This window comes from Kribbella sp. NBC_01245 (assembly GCF_036226525.1).
In the GTDB taxonomy this organism is placed as follows: Bacteria; Actinomycetota; Actinomycetes; order Propionibacteriales; family Kribbellaceae; genus Kribbella.
This window is the reverse complement of the sequence record NZ_CP108487.1, coordinates 7,606,658-7,630,145: the sequence shown is the minus strand read 5'-3', so window position 1 is coordinate 7,630,145 and position 23,488 is coordinate 7,606,658. Positions and strand designations below refer to the sequence as shown.

Below are 23,488 nucleotides of genomic sequence, written 5' to 3'. Positions count from 1 at the left end.
AGGGACCGATGAACCTCGACACGCCGGGTGACGAGGGCGGGTTGCGGCCGCCGAGGTGGCGGGCGGGGTGCGGGTAAATAAGTTGCGTGTGTCATGCATGTATGTATATGCTTGCAGCATGCATCTAAATGGGAGCCCGCAGACGCCTGAAGAAGGGGTGTTGCACGCATTCATGCGCATTGGCCGGCGGATGAAGGCGCGACAGCCTGGTGACGCGGTGGACCACAGCCTTCACATCGTGCTGTTCATGCTGAAGTGTTCCGGGCCGACCCGGCTCTCGGATCTCGCCGCGAAGGTCGAGATCGACGCTTCCACCATGAGCCGGCATGTGCGGTCGCTGGAGCAGGCCGGGCTGGTCCGGCGCTCCCCCGATCCCGACGACGGCCGCGCCTCCCGGGTCGAGCTGACCGACGAGGGCCTGACCCAGTTCGAGGCGTCGTCCAAGCGGCGACAGGAGTTGCTCACCCAGGCGATGGCCGGGTGGGACCTCGATGACATCAAGACGTTCGAACGGCTGATGACCCGCTTCGCGGACGGCGTGAACAACGTCGCCGACGCGCGTGGCGAGGCCGCATCCCCTGAACCCACCGAAGTACTGGAGAACCGATGAGCACCACTGAGCCGGAAGCCTTACCCGGCACCACGCAGGATCCGCCGTCGTACTTGTCCCACCGGCAGATCCTGGTCGTCCTCGGCGGCCTGATGGCGGGCATGTTCCTGGCGGCGCTCGACCAGAGCATCGTCGGAACGGCGCTGCCGCAGATCGTCAGCGAGTTCAACAGCCTGGACAAACTGTCCTGGGTCGTCACGGCGTACTTGCTGACCTCGACCGCGTCGACGCCGCTGTGGGGCAAGATCTCCGACCTGTACGGACGGCGCCCGCTGTTCATCGCGGCGATCGTCACGTTCCTCGGCGGTTCGGTGCTCGCCGCCATGGCGCAGAACATCGAGATGCTGATCGGCTTCCGCGCCGTCCAGGGTCTTGGCGCCGGTGGTCTGATGTCGCTGGCCTTCGCCACCATCGCCGACGTCGTTCCGCCGCGTGAGCGCGGTAAGTACATGGGCTACTTCGGTGCCGTGTTCGGTCTGTCCTCGGTCGCCGGCCCGCTGCTCGGCGGTCTGCTCACCGACGGTCCCGGCTGGCGCTGGATCTTCTGGATCAACCTGCCGATCGGCGTGGTCGCCCTGGCCGTCGTCGCCGCGGTGCTGAAGCTGCCGCACACCAAGCGCAGTCACAAGATCGACTACCTGGGCGCCTCGATCGTCACCGGTGCGGTCACGGCGCTGCTGCTGGCCGTCTCCTGGGCCGGTCCCGACTACGGCTGGGGCAGCACCACCACGCTGGCCCTGCTGATCGGCGCGGTCGTGCTGAGCGTCGCCTTCGTGCTGGTCGAGCTGCGCGTGAGCGAGCCGATCATCCCGATGGACCTGTTCAAGGGCCGCATCTTCGCCGGCTACTCGGCCTACGCGTTCCTGCTCGGGTTCGCGATGTTCGGTGCGCTGATCTTCCTCCCGCTGTACTTGCAGGCGGTCAAGGAGATGTCGCCGACCGAGTCGGGTCTGGCGCTGTTGCCGATGATCGTCGGTATCTTCAGCGCCTCCATCCCGAGCGGCCAGCTGATGAGCAGGACGGGCAGCTACAAGATCTACCCGATCATCAGTGCGGTGCTCGTGGGTGGCGCGATGCTGATGCTGTCGACCCTCGCCATCGACACGGCGTACTGGCAGCTCGCGATCTACATGTTCGTGATGGGCGCCGGTCTGGGTCTGTCGATGCAGATCACCGTCACCGCCGCGCAGAACAGCGTGGATCGCAAGCACATGGGTACGGCGACGTCGACGATGACGTTCTTCCGGTCCATGGGTGGCGCCATCGGTACGGCCGTGTACGGCGCGGTGCTGACCAGCCGGCTCAAGGTCCACCTCGAGGACGTCGTACCGGCTGCCGCGAAGGACTCCATCGACAGCCTCGCCAAGGCGGCGAACAGCGTGCAGGCTCTGCACGCGCTGCCGCAGCCGCCGAGGAGTTGGGCGCTGACCAGCCTGGTAGGCGCGATGGGAGACGTCTTCCTCGTCTCGCTGCCGTTCCTGGCGATCGCTCTGGTGCTCGCCATCATCACTCCGGAGCAGAAGCTGGCCGCGCGTGAGGACGGTGCCGCCAAGGAGGTCGACCTCGAGTCCGCCGCCTCGATGCACTGACCGCTGAACGAGAAGGCCTCCGCTCTGCAAAGAGCGGAGGCCTTCTCAAATTCCTAAGCGGGCTTGGGTTTTCGGATCGGGCGGCGGGGTGGTTCGGGGTCGACGTCGTTGCCGGCTAGGTGGTTGACGACGGTGTTGAGTACGGCGGCGGTCGGGACGGCGACCAGGGCGCCGACGATGCCCGCGACGATGACGCCGGTCGCGATCGCGAGGATGACCGCGAGCGGGTGGACGCTGACGGCCCGGCCGAGCAGGAACGGCTGCAGCACATGCGATTCGAGCTGCTGGACCCCGATGACGACGGCCAGCATCAGTACGGCGACCAGCGGGCCCTTCGCGACCAGGGCGACGAGCACCGCGACCGAGCCGCTGACGAGGGCACCGACGACCGGGACGAACGAACCGACGAACACCAGGATGCCGATCGCGCTCACCAGCGGCAGGCCGAGTGCGGCGGCGCCGATGGCGATACCGGTCGCGTCGACGGCGGCCACGATGATGGTGGCGCGAACGAACGCGGTCAGCGAGACCCACGCCTTCCGGCCGGACGAGTCGACCTTCCCACGCGAGTGCCGCGGGAAGAGGCGGACCAGCCATGCCCAGATCTGATTGCCCTGGTAGAGAAAGAAGAACAGGCAGAACAGCGCGATGAAGATACCTGCGACCAAGTGCGTGGCGGTACTGCCCACCTCAGCCGCACGCTGACCTAGCGCGCCACTACTGGTGACGGTGTCTTTGATCTGGTTGAACGTGTCAGTGATCTGCTTGTCGGTGATATTCAGGTTGAAGCGAGCCATGTCGCGCAGCTCGCGAATACCCTCGCCCACCTGGTCCGAAAGCTCTGAGAACCCGCTGGCGATCTGCGTGCCGACAACCGTCAGTAGGCCTGCAATCAGCACAACCGTGCCAAGGACGGTAATACCAGCAGCAGGGCCTCGCGGCAGCCGCAACTTCTGCAGGCCATTCGTAACCGGGATAAGCAGTGCAGTGAGCAGCACGCCGACCGTAACCGGCACAACCACTTCCGACAGGTAGCGAAGGCCATACCCGATTACGGCGACAGCAGCCACGATTACCAGGAAGCGCCAAGCCCAGGCACTAGCGATCTGCATGCCCGGTGTGACCCCGAGATCGACCTGCCCCCGGCTGGACGAAGCCATCAAGTGATGCTCGTCCTCGGCAACGGTCGTGCTGCCCTCCTCAGGAACGGTCGAGGCGATCCCCTCAGCCACCTTGTTGTCCGCGACCGGACTCTCGTCGGCACGACCGGCATCGTCCTCATCGTGTTCCGGAACCACCGGCTTCTCCGGGTTGTTCATCACACCTCCGCCATCGATGCGAGGAGCCTACGGCGTGACGGTGGCAGCCAGCGATGCCACGCGCCAGCCCGGTCGCAGCGACCAGGTCCACCTCCGCGAGCAGTCCAACCCCGGCCAGCACGTAGTCGGTATCGACCGTCGTCCGCGCCGCCGTAGGCACCAGCCAGCCCTCCTCGAGAGCGCCCGTGCCGACCGCGCCGAGGATGCGCGCGGCGACGTCCGGGCCGTTGTGCCGCAGCACTCCCCCGGATCCGACCAGCAGGTCCACCTCGCGCAAGTCCTTGCCGGACCGCTCGATCACCCGCCCGGACGGGCCGAACACCACCCGTTGCCGGCCGGCGTGCCGCCGTAGCGCGACAGTGATCGCGATCGTCGCCAGCCGTTCGTCGTAGGTCGCTTCGTCCGCACTGTCCGGGAGGTACGACGGATCCGCGTGCCGCCGCTCGGCCGCCTCGCGCAACAAGGGGTCATCCGCGACCAAACCCGACTCGATGCCTGCGGCAACCACCGGTACGGCGCTCCAGCGCATGCCGAGATCGCCTTCAACCGTACGGGTGACGGGATGCGTCGCAACCACCTCGCGGCCGAGATTCGCGTCCTCCGGATCGAGCTCGATCACCGAATGCACGTCGGTGGTGGCACCGCCCACGTCCACGACGGCGACGTCGCCGTGCAGCCCAGCGAGCACCTCGACCCCACGCAGTACGACGTCCGGGGTGGCGGCGCGAACCAGGCGGGCGAAACCGGGGTCCTTGGACAGGTTCTTGCCGCCGATGACGTGGGCCAGGAACATCTCGCGGATCGCGGCCCGCGCGCTGTCCGGCGCGAACAACCCGATCTCGGGCACGACGTTGTCCGCCAACACATACGGCACGTCCGCATCGCCCAGCGTCGAGGCGATCAACCCCTGCGACTCAACGTTGCCCGCGGCAACAACTGGACGGCGCCAGCGGTACTTCGCCAGCACCGCGGCCGCCTGCTCGATCACGGCCGAGTTGCCGCCATCGGTACCGCCGAGCAGCAGCACCACGTCCGGCCGGTCGGCGCGCAACGCCTTCAGCGACGTCGCGGTCAGCCCTCCGCTCACCACGGCGACGACCCGGCCACCACTGGACAGCGCGACCCGGCGGCCGGCCTCGGCGGTGACGAGCTCCTCGTTACCGACGACCGCGATCCGCAAACCGCCGCCCGCGCTGGAACAGGCCAGCACGTCGGCTTTCGCGACCGCCTGATCGGCCTCGAGCAACGCCGTACGGCAGGCAAGCCAGCCGTCCATCACGTCCGTGCCGATCGTCGTCCGCGATTCCGCCCGGGCCACGAGTGCTCCCGAGGCGGCGTCGACCGCAACCGCCTTGGTGAACGTCGAACCGAAGTCCACCGCGACGTACAGCTGACCCATTAAGACATCGCGCGGTCGAGGTCGTGCAGCAGGTCGTCGACCGTCTCGATGCCCACGCTCAGCCGGACCAGGTCGCCCGGCACCTCCAGCGGCGTGCCCGCGACCGAGGCGTGCGTCATCTTGCCCGGGTGCTCGATCAGCGACTCGACACCACCGAGCGATTCGCCCAGCGTCCAGACCTCGGCCTTGTTGCAGATGTCGATGGCCTGCTTCTCACCACCGGAGACGCGGAAGGAGACGATGCCGCCGTACCGCTTCATCTGCTTGGCAGCGGTCTCGTGGCCTGGGTGACCGTCGATCCCCGGGTAGAGAACCGAGGTGACGGACTGGTGGCGCTGCAGGTACTCGACGACCTTCTCGGCGTTGTCGCTGTGCCGGTCCATCCGCACGCCAAGGGTCTTGATGCCACGCAGCACCAGCCAGGCGTCGAACGGGCCGGCCACCGCGCCGATGGCGTTCTGGTGGTAGGCGATCTTGTCGGCCAGCTCCGGGTCGCGAACGATCAGCGCGCCGCCCACGACGTCCGAGTGACCGCCCATGTACTTGGTGGTGGAGTGCACGACGACGTCGGCGCCGAGCTCCAGCGGCTGCTGCAGGTACGGCGAGGCGAAGGTGTTGTCGACGACGAGCAGCGCGCCCGCGTCATGGGCGATCTGGGCCACGATCGCGATATCGGCCACGTTCAGCAGCGGGTTGGTCGGCGTCTCCAGCCAGACCACCTTGGTCACGCCCGGGCGGATCGCCTTGCGAATGGCGTCCGGGTGGGTGACGGCCGCGGGCGTCATGTCGATACCCCACTGCGAGAGCACCTTCGAGAACAGCCGGAACGTGCCGCCGTACGCGTCGTCGGGGAAGACCACGTGGTCGCCCGGCTTGCAGATCGACCGCATCAGCGTGTCCTCGGCGGCCAGACCGCTGGCGAACGCGAAACCGCGGGTGCCGGCCTCGATCGCGGCCAGGCACTCCTCCAGCGCCGTCCGGGTCGGGTTGGCCGAGCGTGAGTACTCGTACCCGTTGCGTAGACCGCCGACGCCGTCCTGCTTGTAGGTGCTGGTGGCGTAGATCGGCGGCACAACAGCGCCGGTGGTGGGGTCGGGCTCATTGCCGGCGTGGATCGCAAGGGTCTCGAAACCGTACTGCGGAGAAGTGGTCACCAGCTCAGACTACGACGGCACCTGGACGGACTTGGAACGAAGGGCCAGTACGGCCGTCGCGGCCCCCAGTACGACGCGGCGTAGCTCCTCGTCCGTGGCCTCCGGCGTGGCCAACGCGCTCGAGATCACCGCGCCCACCACCTCGACCGCCGCGGACGCCAGGATCAGGTCGGCCGTGGTCGGGTCGGGACCTGCCAGCCAGACCTGGAAGCGCCGGCTCTGAGCGATCAGCTCGTCCAGACTCTCCTCGAACGCGGCCAGCACGGCGGTGAAATCGCGCAGCAGGGACGGCCCGGTCGAGCGGTGCAGGATCACCACGTCCAGGTACGCCGCGAGCAGCTCGCGCTCCGACTCAGGGCTCCACTCGACCACGTCCACGAGTTGCAGGACCCGTTGCAGGTCGTCGAAGAAGGTGCCGATGATCGCCTTCAGCAGGTCCTGCTTGGACGAGTAGTGGTAGTAGAGCGAGGCCTTGGTGATGCCGACCTGCTCCGCGATCTCACGCAGGCTGGTCTTCTCGTAGCCGTGGGTCGAGAAGAGTTCCAGGGCGGCCTGATGGATCTCGGCCTTGGTATCGCGCTGCATGTGACCAGCCTCCCACTTTTCTTACCTACCGTGCGGCAGGTAGTCTACCTACCGACCGGCAGGTAGACAGGTCAATCACAGACGGAGGGGTCTCGTGTTCACTCGACTTGGGCGGTTCGTCGTCCACAACCCTTGGAAGGTGATCGCCGCCTGGGTGATCGCCGCGTTCGCCGTGGTGGCGTTCGCGCCGACGCTGGCCGACGTGACCAACAAGGACCAGACGAGCTTCCTGCCCGACAAGTACGAGTCGGTGCAGGCGCAACAGCTCGCGGCCAAGGCCTTCGGGCAGACCAATGACGCGACGGCCACGATCGTGGTCAAACGCACCGACGGCGCCGTCCTGACCGCGGCGGATCAGGCCAAGGCGGCCGAGATCGCCAGTCGCATCACCGCGGCCAAGATCGATCGCGTGACCGGCGCGATGACCGGGCCGCAGGCGCTGTCGCCGAACAAGCAGGTCCAGCTGATCAGCGTCGGCCTGAAGGGTCTGCCGGACGAGCAGAAGGTGCTCGACGCGATCCAGAAGGTGCGCGACACTGCCGGGCCAGCCGCCGACGGCAGCGGTCTGCAGTACGGCGTGACCGGGGACGCCGCGTTGTTCCTGGACAACAAGGACGCCTTCGACAACGCGTTCGTGGTCGTCGGTATCGCCACCGTGGTGCTGATCGTCGGCCTGCTGCTGTTCATCTACCGCAGCCCGGTCGCGGCGTTCCTGCCGTTGCTCACGGTCGGCCTGGTGAGCGCGATCGCGCCTGGTCTGATCGCCCTTGCGGCCAAGGCTTTCGACCTGCAGGCGACGCAAGACCTGCAGACGATCCTGACGGTGGTGCTCTACGGCGTCGGCACGGACTACATCCTGTTCCTGCTGTTCCGCTTCCGGGAACGGCTGCGCGCGGGCGAGGAGCCGAAGGAGGCCCTGGTCAACGCCACCAGTCGCGTATCCGAGGTCATCGTCTCGGCCGCGGGCGCCATCGTCGTGGCCTTCAGCGCCTTGCTACTCGCCGTCTTCGGTGGTTTCAAGAGCCTCGGTCCGGGTCTGGCCATCGCTGTTGCCGTGATGGCGTTCGCGGCGATCACCTTGGTTCCCGCGGTCGTCTCGCTGCTCGGGCCGAAGGTGTTCTGGCCGTCCAAGTCGTGGCAGAAGACGCCGCGCGGTGCGGTGTTCAAGCGCTTCGGCACCTTCACGGCCCGCCGGCCTGCCGTGGTGGCGGTCATCTCGGGCGGTCTGATGGTCGCGCTGGCCCTCGGTGCGTTGGGGATGAAGACCGACTACGACGCGTTCAGCCAGCTGCCCGATGACACCGAGTCGGCTCGCGCGGTGAAGGACCTCCAGTCGGGCTTCCCGGCCGGCGCGCTGAACCCGACGACCGTGTACGTGCGCGGCGATTCGCCTTTGTCCGTTGAGGATTTGAACGCGTATGCACAGGAGCTTGGCAAGGTCCCGGGCGTCGGCGCCGTACTACCCGCAGGGGCGGACGGAAGTCTCGCGCTGCTGAATCCGGACAAGACGGTCGCGCAGATCAACGTCGTACTCGCGGGGGCGCCGTACGCCAAGGAGTCGATGGACCTGGTCGACGGCAAACTGCGCGAGGTCGCACACGCCGCGGCCCCGGCCGGCACCACTCCCCTGCTCGGTGGAGTGACCGCGAGCTATGCCGATATCCGGGACGCGAACAGCCGGGATCTGGCGGTCATCTTCCCGGTCGCGGGTGGTCTGATCGCGCTCATCCTGGCGTTGCTGCTGCGTAGTCTGCTGGCGCCACTCGTCCTGATGCTGGCGGTCATTCTGAGCTTCTTCAGCACGATCGGCGCGACGGTCCTGGTCTTCCAGGGCGCGGCGGGCCATGCGGGCGTGACGTTCTCGCTGCCGATCATGCTGTATCTCTTCGTGGTCGCGATCGGGACGGACTACAACATCCTGATGATCGCGCGATTGCGGGAAGAGGCCGAACAAGGGACGGATCCCCGTACGGCGGCGGATCTGGCCATCGAGCACGGCGGGCCTTCGGTGGCTGCCGCCGGATTGATCCTGGCGGGCACGTTCTCCTCGCTGATGCTGGCGGGAATGGCCTTGCTCACCGAGATGGGCTTCTCCGTGGCCGTCGGCATCGCCATCTCGGCCTTCCTGATGTCCATCTTCCTGGTGCCCAGCGTCACCGCCCTCCTCGGCACCCGCATCTGGTGGCCGCGAAAGCTCGCCGTCGCGCCTTCCACGGAGGCGGCCGAGAAGGTCGCCGAACCGGTGGGCTGACAGAGCTGCAGGCTGAGGGGTCCTGCAAAGCGGACCGCCAGCACCACACCGTCAGGTATTCGGCCTTGTTTTGGCCGGTTTCCGGTCGTCGTGTGGTGCTGGCGGTCCGCCCTACTTATCCAGGCGGACGCGGAAGTGGGGCAGGAAGAGTTGGGCCAGGGGGCCGATGGCCAGGGCGTAGGCGACGGTGCCGAGGCCGACGATGCCGCCGAGGACGAAGCCGATCGCGAGTACGGCGACCTCGATCGTGGTGCGGATGAGGCGGACGCTCAGGCCGGTACGGCGGACGAGTCCGGTCATCAGGCCGTCGCGCGGGCCTGCCCCGAACTGCGCGCCGATGTACATCGCGGTGGCCAGGCCGTTGCCGACGATGCCGAAGACCAGGAAGGCGATCCGGATCCAGAGCTGATCCGGGCGGTCCAGCGCCCACAGAGTCAGGTCCAAGACCACGCCGATCACCAAGGCGTTGCTGATCGTGCCGAGTCCGGGCCATTGCCGCAGCGGGATCCACATCAGCAACACCAGGAACGCCACGCCGATGCTCGACTGGCCGATGGTCAGCGGAAGGTGCTCGGCGATGCCGTAGTCGAGCACGGCCCACGGCGGCAGGCCGAGATGACTGTGGACCATCACGCCGAACGAGATGCCGTAACACGCGAGTCCGACGTACAGCTGGATCAGCCGTCGGGTCAGGCGGCCCGCTTTGAGCTGGGCGAGCGGGTTCAGATTGGGCGCTGGCACTGCGGTGGTGGCGGTCACGATGCCAGTTTGAGGCCGATTGGTCTGGTATTCGATAGCCAATTGGGCAATAGTGGACTGCATGGCTGCTCCACGACATCTTCCCGCCAGTACGGTCGCCGCGCTCATGCATGGCTGGTCCGAGGCGGGCGGTCCGGCGTACCGCAATCTGGCCGAGCGGATCCGCCTGCTGATCGCGGATGGCCGGATCCCGCCGGGCGCGCGGTTGCCGAGTGAGCGCGAGCTGACCGAGGCGCTGGGCGTCAGCCGGACCACTGTCGCCTCGGCGTACCGCGAACTGCGCGACCGCGGGTACCTCGCCAGCCGGCGTGGTTCCGGCAGCGTGACGAGCCTGCCGTCGGGCGCGGCTCGCGGCACAGGTGGCCGGAGTACGGCGGGCATCACGCAGGCGCCCGAGTTCGATACGCCCGGGCTGTACGACCTGACCTGCGCCGCCTCGCCGTCGGCCGTCGGGATCGGGTCGGCGGTCGGCGCGGCCACCGAGGAACTGGCGAGCCACCTCGGCACGCCGGGCTATCACCCGCAGGGGCTGTTGGAACTGCGCGAGGAGATCGCGGCGTACTACGAGGCCAAGGGCCTGCCGACCACGCCCGACCAGATCATCGTGACCGCCGGAGCCCTCGCTGGTACGGCGCTCGCGGTCCGTTCGGTGGCCGAGATCGGCGACCGGGTGCTGACCGAAAGCCCGACTCATCCGAACTCGATGGACGCGATTCGCCGTGGTGGCAACCGCATCGTGGCCGCGCCGATGACGCCGCACGGCTGGGACTTGCCGTTGCTGGAGGCAACCATTCGGCAGACCGCGCCGCGGGCCGCGTGGATGGTGGTGGACTTCCACAACCCGACTGGTGGGTTGATGCCTGACGCGGATCGGGAGCGACTGGCGGCCGCGTTCGCGCGCAGCCGGACCACCGCGATCATCGACGAGACGCTGGCCGATTTGGCGTTGGATGGACGCCCGATGCCCGCGCCCTTCGCGACGTACGACCCGCTCGGGGTGATCACGATCGGGAGTCTGAGCAAGTCGTTCTGGGGTGGGCTGCGGATCGGCTGGCTTCGGGTGCCTCCGGCGCTGGTGGCTCGGGTGCTCGACGCGCGCGCCTCGATGGATCTGGGCGCGCCCGTGCTCGAACAACTCATCGCGACTCGGCTCATCGCCTCCCGCGACGAGATCCTGCCGGAGCGTCGTATGGGCCTGCTTACCCGTCGTGATGCGCTCGCTCGTGCATTGCGGGAGCACTTGCCGTCTTGGTCGTTCGAGCTTCCCGGTGGCGGGTTGTCGCTGTGGTGCGAGCTGCCGGCGCCGGTCGGCTCGAGCCTGGTCGGAGTGGCTGAGCGCACCGGCGTACTCCTGATGGCCGGATCGCGCTTCTCCCCCGATGGCGGGCTGGAGCGGTTCATGCGCCTGCCTTACACGCTGCAGCCCGATGACCTGACTGAGGCGGTACGACGTATCGCCACGGCGTACGGGCAATTGGCGGACGCCGTGCCCCGGCGTAGCGCCGCCATGATCGCGTAATCGCGCCGTAAGGGCTTTAGGTGGTCGCGGGGGAAGGTTCGCCTTGGGTACGGCGTTGAGAGACCATGAGTAGGACTTTGCTGCTGCGAAAGGCGTGAGATGTCGTTGTTCAGGAACAAGTCAGCCCTGGTCGAGGCCGACAAGGCCCTCCCCGGTCGCGAGACCCCCGGTTTCGCCGTACCCGCCGACAACATCGTGCTCGGCACACCCCAGACCGCCCCGGCCCCCGAGGGGTTCGGCGAGGTGTGGTTCGGCACGGGCTGTTTCTGGGGCACCGAGGAGGTCTTCTGGCAGATCCCAGGCGTCTACACGACGGCCGTGGGTTATGCCGGCGGCTACACCCCGTACCCGACGTACGAAGAGGTCTGCAGCGGCATGACCGGTCACACCGAAGCCGTGCGCGTCGTCTACGACCCTTCGAAGGTGTCGTTCGAGGACCTACTGAAGGTCTTCTGGGAGTCCCACGACCCAACCCAGGGCATGCGCCAGGGCAACGACCTAGGCTCCCAATACCGCTCCGCCATCTACTACACCTCCCCGGACCAGGTGCCCACCATCGAGTCCACCCGAGCCACCTACCAACCGGCGATCAAGTCCCGCGGCTACGACGACATCACCACCGAAGTAGCCCCCGCGGCCACCTTCTACTACGCCGAGCCCTACCACCAGCAGTACCTTTCAGAGGGTAAAAACCCCAACGGCTACCGCTGCCACAGCAACACCGGTGTGCCGTTTCCCGACTGATGCCAACTGATCGGTGAGACCCGCACATTCAGGCAGGCCTCACCGCACAGGCGATCGCAAGCGACCCGGTCGAGTCCCACGCTACGCACTGCACCACTACTAGACGTAACGCACATTGGGCCAATGCGCGTGGCACAGATCAGCGTGGAAGAGCGTGCCAGCAAGACATGCGCGCTCGACCTCGTTAATGCGACCATGCGCAGCCGTAGCAGGCCAGGGAAAATGGCGGGCCCGAACGTCCTTCGAGCGGAGTGTGGGTATCTGTGGAGCCCCCGGGATCGGTAGAACAACAGCGCGACCTGTGCGAGCAACAACCACTACGCACTGTTCGGGTGCCGCGAGTTCAAGCACGAAGTCACCTATCACTGAGCTACCTGCGCCCAGTTCGATAATCTGAACAGATCTCTTACCCGGCTCATATCCATTAACGATGCCGTTCCGAACTGGTTGAAGCTCGGGGCTCATCGCCCATCGATACCCGAGCACGCCGAATGCGATCACGAATGCCGCCTTGAGGTCTGTCATGTTGAAGGCGAGAGGCCGCGCGATGATCCGAACCCCGACCTGTCGTTCGATCACCGAGCGAGCCGCCGAAAGCGCTGCATGGTCCTCTGCGGTCAGTTCCTCAACCTGGTCCTCCCGCTTCAACGTCGCTGCCTCGGCTTCGTAAGTAGCCCCAAGACCGTTGTTGCACCGCTTGCACGTAAGCACGACGACAACAGCCGTCGCGCCCAGTGAAGACTGGCCCCCTCTAGGGGGCGCGTCCTCCTTGGACATCAACTCCCTCGCGATGATCTGGCCGCAGAACGGACAGAGCAACGCTGATTGCCTCGGTGGGTTCGGTACCGGATCCGTGCATACCGAGAACACGCCAGTATCAGCTGTGGCCTGCCACGACAGTCGCTCCTGATAATGCTCCATCGCGAACGTTTGGTAGACGGCCAACTGATTTCGCAAGGACTTGCTGAGAGGACGGGCCACCCCGCAACCCTACGCACCACCGCCCCGCATGGCGCGGCATTTTCGGCACGCCTATCGCGTACCACCGACTAGGTTCTCCAGACGATTTCGAGTAGATCTGGATTGAAGGGCGCCCGTCCACGGCCGTGCGGACCAACCGGGTGCACGATCACCGCATGCATACTTTCCTTGACTAGGGCACGCTTCTGAGACAGATCCAGTTCTCCGTCGTACCAGCGGTGACGAATGTCGCTGAAGTCTGATCTGGCTCGCACGGCCAGCACCGCGTGCCGAGCCTCGTCAGCCCTCAACTCGCGCTGTTGCTGCTCCAGCTGACGCAGCGTAGGAAAGAAGAAATCATCAGAGACGGCGCCGGCTAGCCATTGACCACGTAGCGCCTGGCCCGGAACCGGGTGGGCCCGTCCGGCCAGCTCTGAATCCGGTTGAGTGACGGCTGGGATGGTGTGCGGGTCGACTGATTGCGCGCACCGCCAGGATGGCATCACGTAGTCTCTTCCCTCGTGGACGATGGCGACGAGGAAGCGCCTAACGGCTCCGCCTCCAACGCAGCGGGTGTCAATCAATCGGATGAATCCTGTCCTGACCCAGAGACCGGTTCTAGCCTCACGCCGGAGATCCCCAAGCCTTCAGACGACGTATCAGGCTGGTACACAGCGCCGGAAAACTTTCTCAACCGCATCGATCGCCTTGCGCTCAAGGCGAAGATCCCCCGGCTCTTACGGAGGCCAATTTGGGCCGCCCGGCACGAATTGACTCTGTATTGGCTGCGTGATCGCTACCGAGCACGGCTTGATGAAAGCCACGAACAGTACTACTCGATGCCTTCAGGCGAAACGATCCACTGGCCGATTTTCTGGCTAACCGAGGCTTTTACACCATCGACGCTCGATGCGCTCCTCGATGGAATAGACAAGGCAGGTTGGTCGGCCCCTCGCTCGTCGATACGTCGAAGTGATGAGGTAAGGGAATGGATTGCGCAAATGCGCCGCCGCGGCGACACGGGAATGGCGTGGATGAATCTCGTCACGATAATACCGAAGGATGGGCCAGTCGGGTTGATGTCAGGCGCGGTCCGGTCATCCCTGCCGGAGGGCATCAAACGAGTCGTAATCCGGCTACATCAACCAACCTCGGCATTGACATTACTGCGGGCCGGGTTCGTGCTGGATGAATCCGAGAGCTTGATATTGGATCGGACGTTAAAAGAAAAGACCGAACCCAGGGTATCTCGCGAGCCTGGAATGCGTCGCCGGAATACACTTGACACGGTATTCGCGAAGCGTGGTGACCTGAAAAACATTGTAACGAGCCATCACGTCGAAGCGCAGAAGTGGATCGCTCGTCGCGTACCCGGGATCTTTTGGAACGTCCAGCCCGGCCGACCCTCCGTGATTGATCTCATGCTGACAGAGGTGAGTGAGCCAGCCCAAGGTCCGCGGAGGGGCTTCGACAGGTTCTATCTTGAGGAGCTGGGAATCGGCACCGCTTACGACTCTTGGATCTGCACGGACCCCAAGGGACTGTACTTGCATGCGGGGGGCGGCCTCCGAGAACTCGCACCTGGATACACGCTTAGTGGGCGCTACGCGGACGTATTTGCTGACGACGCATTCCAATACATGGGCGATGGCAAAAGGAGTGTCGATAACATCGTTTGGCGCCTCGATATGAGCTATATCGATGGGATAGCGTCACGGCTAGCCATCACCGACCTACTGCGGCTACTTGAGCATGACCAGGCCGCAACCCGTGATCTTGCCAAGCGAATTCATGGCCGGGGCGCAGTCCGTAGCAGTCTGCGGCTGCGCGAGCGAGTATTCGGCGTGAGCCTGGATATTGTCGAAATTGCCCGGGGCTTGGAGCAACTAACGGCCGACCGGAGACGGTACGCGTATGACGTCCTGGAATTTGAACAGCGCGAGCGCGATAAGACAGGGTTGGTGCATGTCACCAACCTTGTTAACGCGCTCCGGAAGGAGCAGCGAGAGGCATCGCGGCGTCTGGCGGAACAGGACCGCCAGCTCCGAGAGGTCTTGCACACCGGTGCCTCTCTTTCTGCGGCGGCGGCTGACATACGACTGCAGAGATGGACCGTTGTTATCGCAATGCTCTCAATCCTCATAGCCGTTGGCGCAGTGGTCGTTTCTGTGATCATCGCCGATCCGAGTTGGTGGCCCTGAGAGCCGGCGATTAGCTGCCAATCAGCCGGGCGGCATACGCACCGGCAAAGGTACCGATGAGCGCACCAACCAGGCCGGGTCACGACACCGACCCGGATAGCGAATCTCTGGAGGCGCGACACCGACCCCTCCATGCGATCAATCGCGCTCGTTACGTCCGTGACCGCCACACGGTTGTCCTGAACGCTCTTGTCGATTCGCTCGCTCTTAGCGGCCATCGCCTGGATCGGTCGTGGCGCGCAGGTCGGCAGTGGTGCCCACCTACGGGCTTACCGATAACGAGATAACGGTGACGGTGGAGATCTGAGTCTTGTCCATTTAGCGCCCCCCATGTTCAAGCCCTCAGGCGACCACCCAGGGCTTGAACATAAGGGGGCGACTCACTGCGCCGAAGTGTCCAGGTCCCGCGAGGGCCCAAGATTTAGGTCATTGCGCATCGCGTTCAACGCTGTGTGAACCTGCTTGTCGAGCTCGCGCATTGGTTCAAGCCCTATGTCTGTTGAACCCCTCTTAACTGCATCATCCCAAGCCTTCAGCGCATGAAATACAGGCTTGCACTTGGCGTGCACTTCGGGGTTCAGCATGGTGATCTCACCACCGAGATGCCGGAGGCCGTTCCACCATTCAAACCACCCCGCCACGACCTCAGCCCGCGCCGCATCGCGTCGTGATTCGGATCCGCTCGTTGCGCGGTATAGCTGCAACCGCCGGTCGCCGACCATTCTCAAAAAAGTCGACATAAGCCTTGCGCTTGATGTCAGCGAAGATCCGAGCGCGCTCAAGTTGTTCTGCGTCGCGGTCTCGCTGCCGTTCCCACTCCCGCTGCTCCCCTTCCCATTTGAGCCGCTTCGTCTCTCGTCGGCCGGTAAAGAGTTGAGCAACGATCTGGCCGGCGACAGCACCAGTAGCGCCAATGCCAGATGCGATGAGCGCAACCGTCGTGGTGTCCATGAACGCTGAAAGTACAGCCGCCCAAACGGAACAACCAGATCTGACTCGAAGCAGCCGGCTACCGCTGCCACAGCAACACCGGCGTACCGTTCCCGGCCGACACCTCGTCTAGGAACTGAGTGGCCGACGAGTGGTAGCAACCGGGGCTAATACGCCGGACGCTCCTGTAGATAGACCATCGAGCTAGTTGCCCGGTTGGGGCGGTTCGATTCGCCCGACCGGACAGACACCATCGCGCTGCCACCACCGATCGCACATCTTGAATGTCAATCTCGCCTGCGCTTTCACAGCGACAACTGAGTCATCATCGCTCATGGATACCACGCCCTGAGTCGGCAACGGCTTGAGGTGGAAGGCCCCCGAAATGCCACCGTGGGCTGCTAGGGACCTCTCCGAAATCTGTCGCCCTTCGTCGGTGTCAACAGCGACGTCGTAGATCGGGTGCTGATGCGTTTCGTTGATCACCTGCGTCACGAAATGGGTCAGTTTGTCGCCGTCGTGAGTGACCGACATGTACGTGAACCGGACCTGCTCCGCCAAGCTCAGCAGTTCTCTCTCTGCCTCCGCTTCGTCGGCAACCGCCTGTTGCTGCTCGATTCTCTCCCGGTCACGCCGCTCTTCGCGTTCGTCCTGCTGGCTTCGGAGCGAGGCCGCGGCCACCAATACCGCAACCACGGTCCCAATCCCGCCGGCCCAGGTGCCGGCTGCTTCAATCAGGTCGACATGAGGCTTGCAGTCATCGCCGCACGCACTGATGGTTCCCAGCCACAAGCCAACTAACAACCCTGCGAGAAGGGCCAATAACGCACACACGACGTAACCGGTATGCCTCATCACCCAACGAGCGAAGCGCCCGGCGGTGTTGCGGCCAGGCGCTTTTGGCCTCTGAGCAACGACATCCGACCGCACCTTATCGTCCGACTGCGCTCCCGGGGTCACGGTCGGCCCGGAGGCGGCTTAGGTCGCCCCTTGCATAGAGCTCTCACTTTTTCTCCGAATGTCGGTAGTCCATTGCCGCGTTGGGCCTCCGCATCAAGCCCTAATCGGACGCGTAGACCTAAAGCCCACTGCTTCACCCGCTTCGCACGGCGGCGCGCTCCATGAATGCGATTCGGCGGGACTCCTATGTCACGCCGCATCAGTTCCGCCAGGTCGCCCACGGCACGGCGATAGGAGGCATCGTAAGCAAAGTCATAAGGGGTCGGCTCATCGCCGTAGAGGGGCATGTGTCCCTCCAACTCCAGGGTGGACAGCATTATGTTGACGTTCGACCACCTCTCCAAAATGGCTGGCGTCGCATATAGCCGGATGCGGGAAATCGACAACGCTTCGTCAGCTAGCGCCCGAGTGGGGATTGGCGCCAGGTACGCACGCCGTCCCTGGCGCTCCTGCAGCTTGATGTACCTGTGCTCGAGGTAGTCCAGCATGTCCTGGTAGAGCTGCTCCACGCGTGCGGTGTGACGGCTTTCGCGACCAGTCTTCCGCGTGCTGAGGTAGGCACCGATAAGCGTGCCGCCAGCCAGCACGTACGGGCCCGCCGCGCTGATGATCTCTGAAGTCGTGCTCATGGAAGGAAGTACCTCGTGCGAAAACGGGTGGCCTCGACCGATGCCGCGTTCATCGATCCACGTCCAGGTTCACGATGCCTCCCGCCGTGCTTGCCCCCAGTATCACCGAAGACGGCACGGCCGCTCTCGCGACGCTCTCAGCCAGGCTGTCCCACCTTTCCCGGAGTCTCAGTTGTGGCCGTCACCGTGTGCTGACTTTCTATGACCTAGCCGGTATTGCTACCACCAGCAGTACCTGAAGAAGAACCCCAACGGCTACCGCTGCCACAGCAACACCGGGGTGCCGTTCCCGAGCTGAGGTTTCAGCCCACCCGTACTCACCTCCCGGGCCGGCGCATTGCGCCGACCCAAACCCACTGGCGGCCCCACCCGATGCCGTTCGAAGACCTGCTGACAAGCTGAAATGTCGAGAGTCGCGGGTCGGCCCCGATGTAGCGTCGAGAGGGCCGACCAGCGGCTGCTCCGACGTTAGGGATCTCTGATGAAGTACGTCCTATTGATCCACTCCAACCCGCAGCCGTGGGGCCACCCGACCGGTGACACCGTGGCCGAGCACCAGGCCCTCCCCAAAGCCGAGCGCGACCGGCTGAACTCGGACTTCGAGAAGCTCTTGAGCGAGCTCCAGGCCAACGGCGAACTGCTCGGTGGCGAGGCCCTGGGCGACCCGGCCATGTCCCGCCTCTACCGCTACTCCGGCCGCCCCGTCGTCACCGACGGCCCGTACTCGGAGTCGAAGGAACACCTGGCCGGCTTCTTCCTCATCGACGTCGACAGCCCGGAACGTGCCGACGCCGTAGCCCAAACCTTCGCCGGCCCCGGCGAAACCATCGAACTCCGCCCGATCCACGTCTTCTGAACTCCCTGGCCGGGCCAGTACGTCGTACTGGCCCGGCGGTCAGGGCATCTGAGGAACCGCACCCGTCCGTTGCGCCATAAGGTTGGGCCGGTGAGCATCTTTCGCCGCCCGACCGACCCCACCGAGGCCGTACTCCGACGCCTGTCCAAGAGCCTGCGGTGGTTCCGGCCGTCCCTCGCCGACGCCCCCACGCCGTACTCGCAACTCGCGCACCTCGCCCAGCATCAGCTGTGTCCAGCGATTGACCGGGGTGACGCGGCCCCAGTGGTGACTTCCTTCGCCATTACCGAAGAGGCCCTGGCGGGTGTCAAGCTCGACCACAAACTCGACGAGGCGCTCACGCTAGGCCTGGTCGAAGTAGTGAGCGACTGGTGCTCGTGGCCGGAGACGCCATCAGAGGTAGTTGCGACGATCGAGGCAGGCATGGGACCTCTGACCCGCGGGCGATGGAACTCCATCCGGGACCAGGGCGCCGTCGTAGCCGACTGGATCCGCAGCGGAGGCGCACCCGACCGCACCGGCGAAACGCCGGCAACATACCGGGAGATCAAGGACGCCGATCTCCGATTCCTCATCCGGTCTTCCCAGCAGTACATCGATGAGACGATGACCGTCGGCGCTCCCGACCGCCTGCGGTTTGAGCTGTCCACCGGTCAGGGCGTGTAGCCACCCCGGTTTGCGTGCACGCCTGTATACCTCGGGCAAACCGTTGCTGGCCGGCCGTCAAGTCTTCGGACTCCCGAACACTTGACGGCCGCCGCAGGCTACGCTCAGGTCCGGCGGAGGATCCAGAGGCCGGAATTCATGTCGCTGATATAGATCAGGTCCGTCGCGTCGTCGACGACCACGCCCCAGACCTGCGTGGCATTGGTGAGGACTCCACGTTGGGACGGGCTGACCGGGTTGTTGGCGCTGGGCGGCACGAAGTACGCCACCTCCCGCGGCGCCATCGGGTCACTGGCGTCGATGACGCGCACCCCGTCGCTGTACCACGACGCGTACACATCGGTGCCGACCAGGAACGGGTTGTGGATGGAGTAGTCGCCCGCACCGATGTCCCGCGGACCGGACGAGTTCGGTGTCTTGTACTGGCCGATCTGCCGGGGCCTTCCGAGGTTGCTGTAGTCGTATACCCGCAGATAGCCGAAGCCCTTCTCGATGCCTGCGCCCGACGTCTTGCAGAAGTCCTCGTCGGCCGTGAACAGCAGCCGCCGCGTTTCGTCGTACTGCGACGAGTGCCCATCGCCGTCGGCGTTCACCGGATAGCGGGTGGTTCCACGGAACGTCGGACGGGCGGGGTCGACCAGGTCCAGGGCGACGAAACCGCTGTCCCAGTACGACACGAAGGCGAGCCTGCCGTCGGCCGACGGCTCGACAGAGTGGCCGAAGATCGGGTCCGGGTCGCACCCTTGACCGGCGGCGGGCGGTCCGCCCAGGTCGTGCACGACTCCCCAGTCGGAGATCTCGACTGGCTGGGCCGGATTGGTGATGTCGATCAACCGGAAGTCTCCGCGGCCGGACTGGTCACGCATGCCGGTCGGTGATGCCGAGTCCGGGTACTCGCTAGCCGGCACGCTGGCATAGACGAAGGTCCGGTTGAGGTCGGCACGGTGCTGCACCTCGAGTTCGTGGATGCCACGGGTGCAGCAGCCTGTGTTGAGTCGCCCGATCTCCACTGGACTGGCCGGGTTCGTCACGTCCCACACCACGAGGCCGCGGAAGAGCGACACGTCGTACCTGGAACTCCCGCACGTCTGAATGCCGGAGACGGCGATGTCGCGACCGGCGAACGCGCCGTACCGGGCGGTGAAGACGACGATGTCCTCGGCGGACGTGCCGGTGGGCTGCTGGAGTTTGGCGACCGGCCTCGGATCGGAAGGCACCCGAGTGTCCAGTACGACGATGCCGGCGTGCGCGTCGTCCGGACAGAATCGGTTCTCGCCACCTCCGGCCCAGTCCTGGAAGCCCCAACTGCCGACATAGGCGTGCCCGTCGTGGACCCAGACGTCGGCGTTGTAGCCGCGGTTGCCGAGATCGTGGCGACCCACGACCTCCATGTTCAGTGCGGTTCCCTTCGTCGTCGCCGCGCCGGCCGACAGACCCCCGAACAGTAGGCCGACGATCGACAACGAGCACCCGAACCAGACGAATCGCTTCATGACGCCACCCTTCGCCAATTGGCTCCGCGAGCCTGCGGGGGACACCGCCCCGACGAGCGGTTCCCCGGCTGTGCCTCAGTTTCATCGAGCAGAGCACCCCAGCACCTTGGCCACCGCATGGCTGCCACAGGTTGCCCGTCAACACCGATCCCCTGGTCAGCAACGCCACGCCTGTCGCGTGTCCTTACCGACGCTTCATCGAACGTAGATCCGCGTCGGCCGAACGGCAAGCGTCACCCGCACTGACTGATCCTGACACGGCCGCGCCGGGATATCCGGCGCCCACATGTCATCTCCGACCGAGCTCAGATGTGGTTCGTGCGGCGCTTGTTCAGCCGGGTGACTTCCCCGACTCGATCTGCTGGGCCAGGTACTGCTGGGCGCCGACCCGCTCGATCGCGTCGAGTTGGCTCTCGAACCAGTCCACGTGCTTCTCCTCGTCGCGGACCATCTCCTCGAACACCGCGGCGGTGCCGTGATCGCCGAGGTCGTGGCACTCCTGCGCGGCGGCGTTGAACTGCGCGACCGCGGAGTGCTCGCTCTCGATCCCCAGCCGGAGCATCTCCTGGGCATCCTCGCCGACCGTCACGGCACCGAGCTTCTGCAGGTTCGGGTGACCGTCGAACAACAGGATGCGGCTGATCAACGCGTCGGCGTCGTTCATCTCGTCGATGGACAGGTCGTAGAAGGCCTTGCCCAGTCGGCCGAATCCCCAGTTGTCGAGCATCCTGGCCTCCAGGAAGTACCCGTTGATCACCGTCAGCTCGAGTGTTAGCGCCTCGTTGAGCAATTCGACGACGCGTAGTTAACCGGTTGCACCTGCCACCTCCGTGAACGAGGCTGCCGAGACCGACTTCCCATGCTCGCACAACAACCGCTTCAACGAGAAGACGCAGCCGCCACAGTTCCGCCCCGCCCCGGTCGCCCTGCACACCTGTGCGAGCGTGCGCGCGCCGCCGTCGATGCTCTCGACGACCTCGCGGTCGCTGACAACCTCGCAGTGGCAGACAATCATGCAGGTGAGGCTATCCTAACCACTGCGGGCTAGTCGCACTCGTGTCCAGCGCGGCCTCCAATTGCCGACCACGGAGGACCCCACCTTCTGTCGCCAGCCTGTCGGAGAAATCACGCTGATGCAGTAGCTATTGGCAGCGCGCGTGGCGGCGTACGGTCGATTTGTGGCAGGCGAGCCAGCGTGGAGGCAGGACGAGATCCGTACCGCCGAAGTGATCGCTTCGCTGTGTCTGGCGACGGATCTCGGTATGGGGCTCCCGCTCGAACACGGCCTGCACAGCACCCTGTTCGCGATGCGGCTTGCGGATCGTCTGGACGTCGACTCCGCGACCGCATCGCAGACCTACTACGGGTGCCTGCTGTTCTATGTCGGTTGCACGGTGGATGCCGAGATCAGCGCCGAGTTGTTCAAGGGTGACCTGCTCACGAACTTCAACCCGGTGATGTTCGGGTCGACGGCGCAAATGATGGGCGGCATCATGCGCGCGTTGGCCGATCCGGAGAGCTCGGCGCCCGTTCGTGCGCTGCAGGCGGCCGGCCGGCTCCCGAGGGCGCTTCGGGGTCATCGCCGCCACATCGCCGCGCTCTGCGAGGTCGCACAGATGCTGAGCGAACGGCTCGGCATGTCCCCCGAGGTACGACGACTGTTCGACCATTTCACCGCGCGCTGGGACGGCAAAGGCCCGACCAGTGCCGTCCACGGCGAGGAGATCCCGCTCCCCTTGCGGATCGTGCACGTAGCCCGCGACGCCGCCCTGCAGCGGATGATCGGCGGTGTGGACTACGCGGCGCGTGTCGTCCGGGAGCGAGGTGGAGGCGCGTTCGATCCGGTGATAGCCGCGCGACTGGCGGATGAGGCGACCGAGATCCTGGCGCTCGATGACGAGCGGTCTGCGTGGGACGACGTCCTCGCGGCCGAGCCGGCTCCTCGTTTGACGTTGCGAGGTGAGGCGATAGACCGAGCACTCGCGGCGATGGGCGACTTCGCCGATCTGGCCTCGACGTACCTGGTCGGTCATTCGGCGGGTGTCGCGGAGGTGGCCGCGGCGGCGGCACAGCGGTGCGGCCTTCCGCCTGGCGAGGTGGCGGCGACGCGGCGTGCGGCGCTCGTCCACGACGTGGGTCGCGTGGCCGTATCCGTCCTCATCTGGCAGAAGGCCGGGCCGTTGTCGCCGGATGAGTGGGAGCAGGTCAGGCTGCACGCGTACCACTCCGAACGTGTCCTCTGCCGATCGCCACTTCTCGCAGCCCTTCTGCCGGTGGCGACGTACCACCACGAGCGGCTCGATGGCGCGGGCTACCACCGTGGAGCGACGGCGGCAGCGCTCACGACTCCGGCGCGTCTGCTCGCCGCCGCGGATGCGTACCACGCGATGACCGAACCTCGTCCGCATCGCCCGGCGCTGACGCCAGAGTTGGCGGCTGACCTGCTCGGGCAAGAGGCGCGCGCCGGGCGGTTGGACGCCGACAGCGTCGCCGCGGTGCTCGACGCCGCCGGGCATCGGGCCCAGCACGTCGTACCCCCGCACGTCGTACCCCAGCACGTCGCGCCCGAGCACGTCGGACCTCAGCACGTCGCGCGGCCCGCCGGCTTGACCGAGCGCGAGGCCGAGGTGGTCGGGCTCCTTGCCCGCGGCTTGCAGACCAAGCAGATCGCCCGCCTGCTCGGGATCTCGGCCAAGACGGCCGATCGCCACATCCAAAACGCCTACGCCAAGATCGGCATCTCGACCCGGGCCGCAGCCGCCGTTTTCGCGATGCAGCACGGGCTCGTCGCATGGGGAGAACTCCCGATGGCTCGGATCGGCGGCCGTCCGTAGCGTCAGCGACGAGAGCATCCGGCAGACCGG

Annotated in this window: 21 protein-coding genes; 9 read left to right on the top strand and 12 right to left on the bottom strand. The window is 65.6% G+C overall.

The window, feature by feature from the left end; translation table 11 throughout:
* Positions 1-118 precede the first annotated feature (118 nt).
* Positions 119-610 carry a MarR family winged helix-turn-helix transcriptional regulator gene (locus tag OG394_RS35005; RefSeq protein WP_328991503.1) on the top strand — a complete coding sequence of 164 codons (492 nt, stop codon included), beginning with the start codon at positions 119-121 and terminating at the stop codon, positions 608-610.
* Entirely contained in the window at positions 607-2,199 is a 1,593-nt protein-coding gene (locus OG394_RS35000) for an MDR family MFS transporter (protein ID WP_328991502.1), read from the top strand. Before OG394_RS35005 ends, OG394_RS35000 begins: the two co-directional genes overlap by 4 nt.
* A 53-nt stretch (positions 2,200-2,252) precedes the next feature.
* On the opposite strand, the gene OG394_RS34995 is transcribed toward OG394_RS35000, so the two are convergent.
* From OG394_RS34995 to OG394_RS34980, 4 genes are read right to left on the bottom strand one after another with little or no spacing between them, the layout of a single operon-like run.
* Complete coding sequence (locus OG394_RS34995) at positions 2,253-3,518, bottom strand: AI-2E family transporter (RefSeq protein WP_328991501.1); 1,266 nt, start codon at positions 3,516-3,518, stop codon at positions 2,253-2,255.
* The gene (locus OG394_RS34990; RefSeq protein ID WP_328991500.1) at positions 3,478-4,917 is read right to left on the bottom strand and encodes a glutamate mutase L; all 1,440 of its coding nucleotides are present in this window, start codon (positions 4,915-4,917) and stop codon (positions 3,478-3,480) included. Before OG394_RS34990 ends, OG394_RS34995 begins: the two co-directional genes overlap by 41 nt.
* A complete protein-coding gene (locus OG394_RS34985) occupies positions 4,917-6,071 on the bottom strand; it encodes a cystathionine gamma-synthase (RefSeq protein ID WP_328991499.1) in 1,155 nt (384 codons plus the stop codon). The genes OG394_RS34990 and OG394_RS34985 overlap by 1 nt, the downstream gene beginning before the upstream one ends.
* A gap of 9 nt (positions 6,072-6,080) precedes the next feature.
* Complete coding sequence (locus OG394_RS34980; protein ID WP_328991497.1) at positions 6,081-6,656, bottom strand: TetR/AcrR family transcriptional regulator; 576 nt, start codon at positions 6,654-6,656, stop codon at positions 6,081-6,083.
* A gap of 94 nt (positions 6,657-6,750) precedes the next feature.
* Here OG394_RS34980 and OG394_RS34975 point away from each other — a divergent pair, with 94 nt between their 5' ends.
* Positions 6,751-8,907 carry an MMPL family transporter gene (locus OG394_RS34975; RefSeq protein WP_328991496.1) on the top strand — a complete coding sequence of 719 codons (2,157 nt, stop codon included), beginning with the start codon at positions 6,751-6,753 and terminating at the stop codon, positions 8,905-8,907.
* A gap of 111 nt (positions 8,908-9,018) precedes the next feature.
* Here the strand turns inward: OG394_RS34975 and yczE are convergent, their stop codons facing one another.
* Positions 9,019-9,666: a membrane protein YczE gene (yczE, locus tag OG394_RS34970; protein ID WP_328991495.1), complete on the bottom strand. Its 648-nt coding sequence runs from the start codon at positions 9,664-9,666 to the stop codon at positions 9,019-9,021.
* Positions 9,667-9,727: 61 nt separating this feature from the next.
* On the opposite strand from yczE, the gene yczR reads away from it, so the two are divergent.
* Both yczR and msrA read left to right on the top strand, forming a co-directional pair.
* Entirely contained in the window at positions 9,728-11,185 is a 1,458-nt protein-coding gene (gene yczR / locus OG394_RS34965) for a MocR-like transcription factor YczR (RefSeq protein ID WP_328991494.1), read from the top strand.
* A gap of 99 nt (positions 11,186-11,284) precedes the next feature.
* Positions 11,285-11,929: a peptide-methionine (S)-S-oxide reductase MsrA gene (msrA, locus tag OG394_RS34960; protein ID WP_328991493.1), complete on the top strand. Its 645-nt coding sequence runs from the start codon at positions 11,285-11,287 to the stop codon at positions 11,927-11,929.
* Positions 11,930-12,028: 99 nt separating this feature from the next.
* On the opposite strand, the gene OG394_RS34955 is transcribed toward msrA, so the two are convergent.
* Complete coding sequence (locus OG394_RS34955) at positions 12,029-12,910, bottom strand: hypothetical protein (RefSeq protein WP_328991492.1); 882 nt, start codon at positions 12,908-12,910, stop codon at positions 12,029-12,031.
* A 500-nt stretch (positions 12,911-13,410) separates the two neighbouring features.
* Here OG394_RS34955 and OG394_RS34950 point away from each other — a divergent pair, with 500 nt between their 5' ends.
* Entirely contained in the window at positions 13,411-15,090 is a 1,680-nt protein-coding gene (locus OG394_RS34950; RefSeq protein WP_328991491.1) for a hypothetical protein, read from the top strand.
* A 645-nt stretch (positions 15,091-15,735) separates the two neighbouring features.
* Here OG394_RS34950 and OG394_RS34945 read toward each other — a convergent pair.
* The 3 genes from OG394_RS34945 to OG394_RS34935 form a co-directional block, all read right to left on the bottom strand.
* Positions 15,736-16,041 carry a hypothetical protein gene (locus OG394_RS34945; RefSeq protein ID WP_328991489.1) on the bottom strand — a complete coding sequence of 102 codons (306 nt, stop codon included), beginning with the start codon at positions 16,039-16,041 and terminating at the stop codon, positions 15,736-15,738.
* 183 nt (positions 16,042-16,224) lie between these two features.
* Positions 16,225-16,878: a hypothetical protein gene (locus tag OG394_RS34940; protein ID WP_328991488.1), complete on the bottom strand. Its 654-nt coding sequence runs from the start codon at positions 16,876-16,878 to the stop codon at positions 16,225-16,227.
* Positions 16,879-16,976: 98 nt separating this feature from the next.
* Entirely contained in the window at positions 16,977-17,609 is a 633-nt protein-coding gene (locus OG394_RS34935) for a hypothetical protein (RefSeq protein WP_328991487.1), read from the bottom strand.
* 481 nt (positions 17,610-18,090) lie between these two features.
* Between OG394_RS34935 and OG394_RS34930 the strand changes: the two genes are divergently transcribed.
* Together OG394_RS34930 and OG394_RS34925 are read left to right on the top strand one after the other, a co-directional pair.
* Entirely contained in the window at positions 18,091-18,465 is a 375-nt protein-coding gene (locus OG394_RS34930; RefSeq protein ID WP_328991486.1) for a YciI family protein, read from the top strand.
* Positions 18,466-18,555: 90 nt separating this feature from the next.
* Positions 18,556-19,131, top strand: coding sequence for a hypothetical protein (locus OG394_RS34925; RefSeq protein ID WP_328991485.1), 576 nt, complete (start codon positions 18,556-18,558; stop codon positions 19,129-19,131).
* A 104-nt stretch (positions 19,132-19,235) separates the two neighbouring features.
* Here the strand turns inward: OG394_RS34925 and OG394_RS34920 are convergent, their stop codons facing one another.
* The 3 genes from OG394_RS34920 to OG394_RS34910 form a co-directional block, all read right to left on the bottom strand.
* A complete protein-coding gene (locus tag OG394_RS34920) occupies positions 19,236-20,624 on the bottom strand; it encodes an LVIVD repeat-containing protein (RefSeq protein WP_328991484.1) in 1,389 nt (462 codons plus the stop codon).
* A 331-nt stretch (positions 20,625-20,955) separates the two neighbouring features.
* Positions 20,956-21,414, bottom strand: coding sequence for a bacterioferritin (gene bfr / locus OG394_RS34915; RefSeq protein ID WP_328991483.1), 459 nt, complete (start codon positions 21,412-21,414; stop codon positions 20,956-20,958).
* Between the two features lie 15 nt (positions 21,415-21,429).
* Positions 21,430-21,639 (bottom strand): (2Fe-2S)-binding protein, encoded by a 210-nt coding sequence (locus OG394_RS34910; RefSeq protein WP_328991482.1) that lies wholly within the window; start codon positions 21,637-21,639, stop codon positions 21,430-21,432.
* A gap of 163 nt (positions 21,640-21,802) precedes the next feature.
* Here OG394_RS34910 and OG394_RS34905 point away from each other — a divergent pair, with 163 nt between their 5' ends.
* The gene (locus tag OG394_RS34905) at positions 21,803-23,458 is read left to right on the top strand and encodes an HD domain-containing phosphohydrolase (RefSeq protein ID WP_328991480.1); all 1,656 of its coding nucleotides are present in this window, start codon (positions 21,803-21,805) and stop codon (positions 23,456-23,458) included.
* Positions 23,459-23,488: the final 30 nt, after the last annotated feature.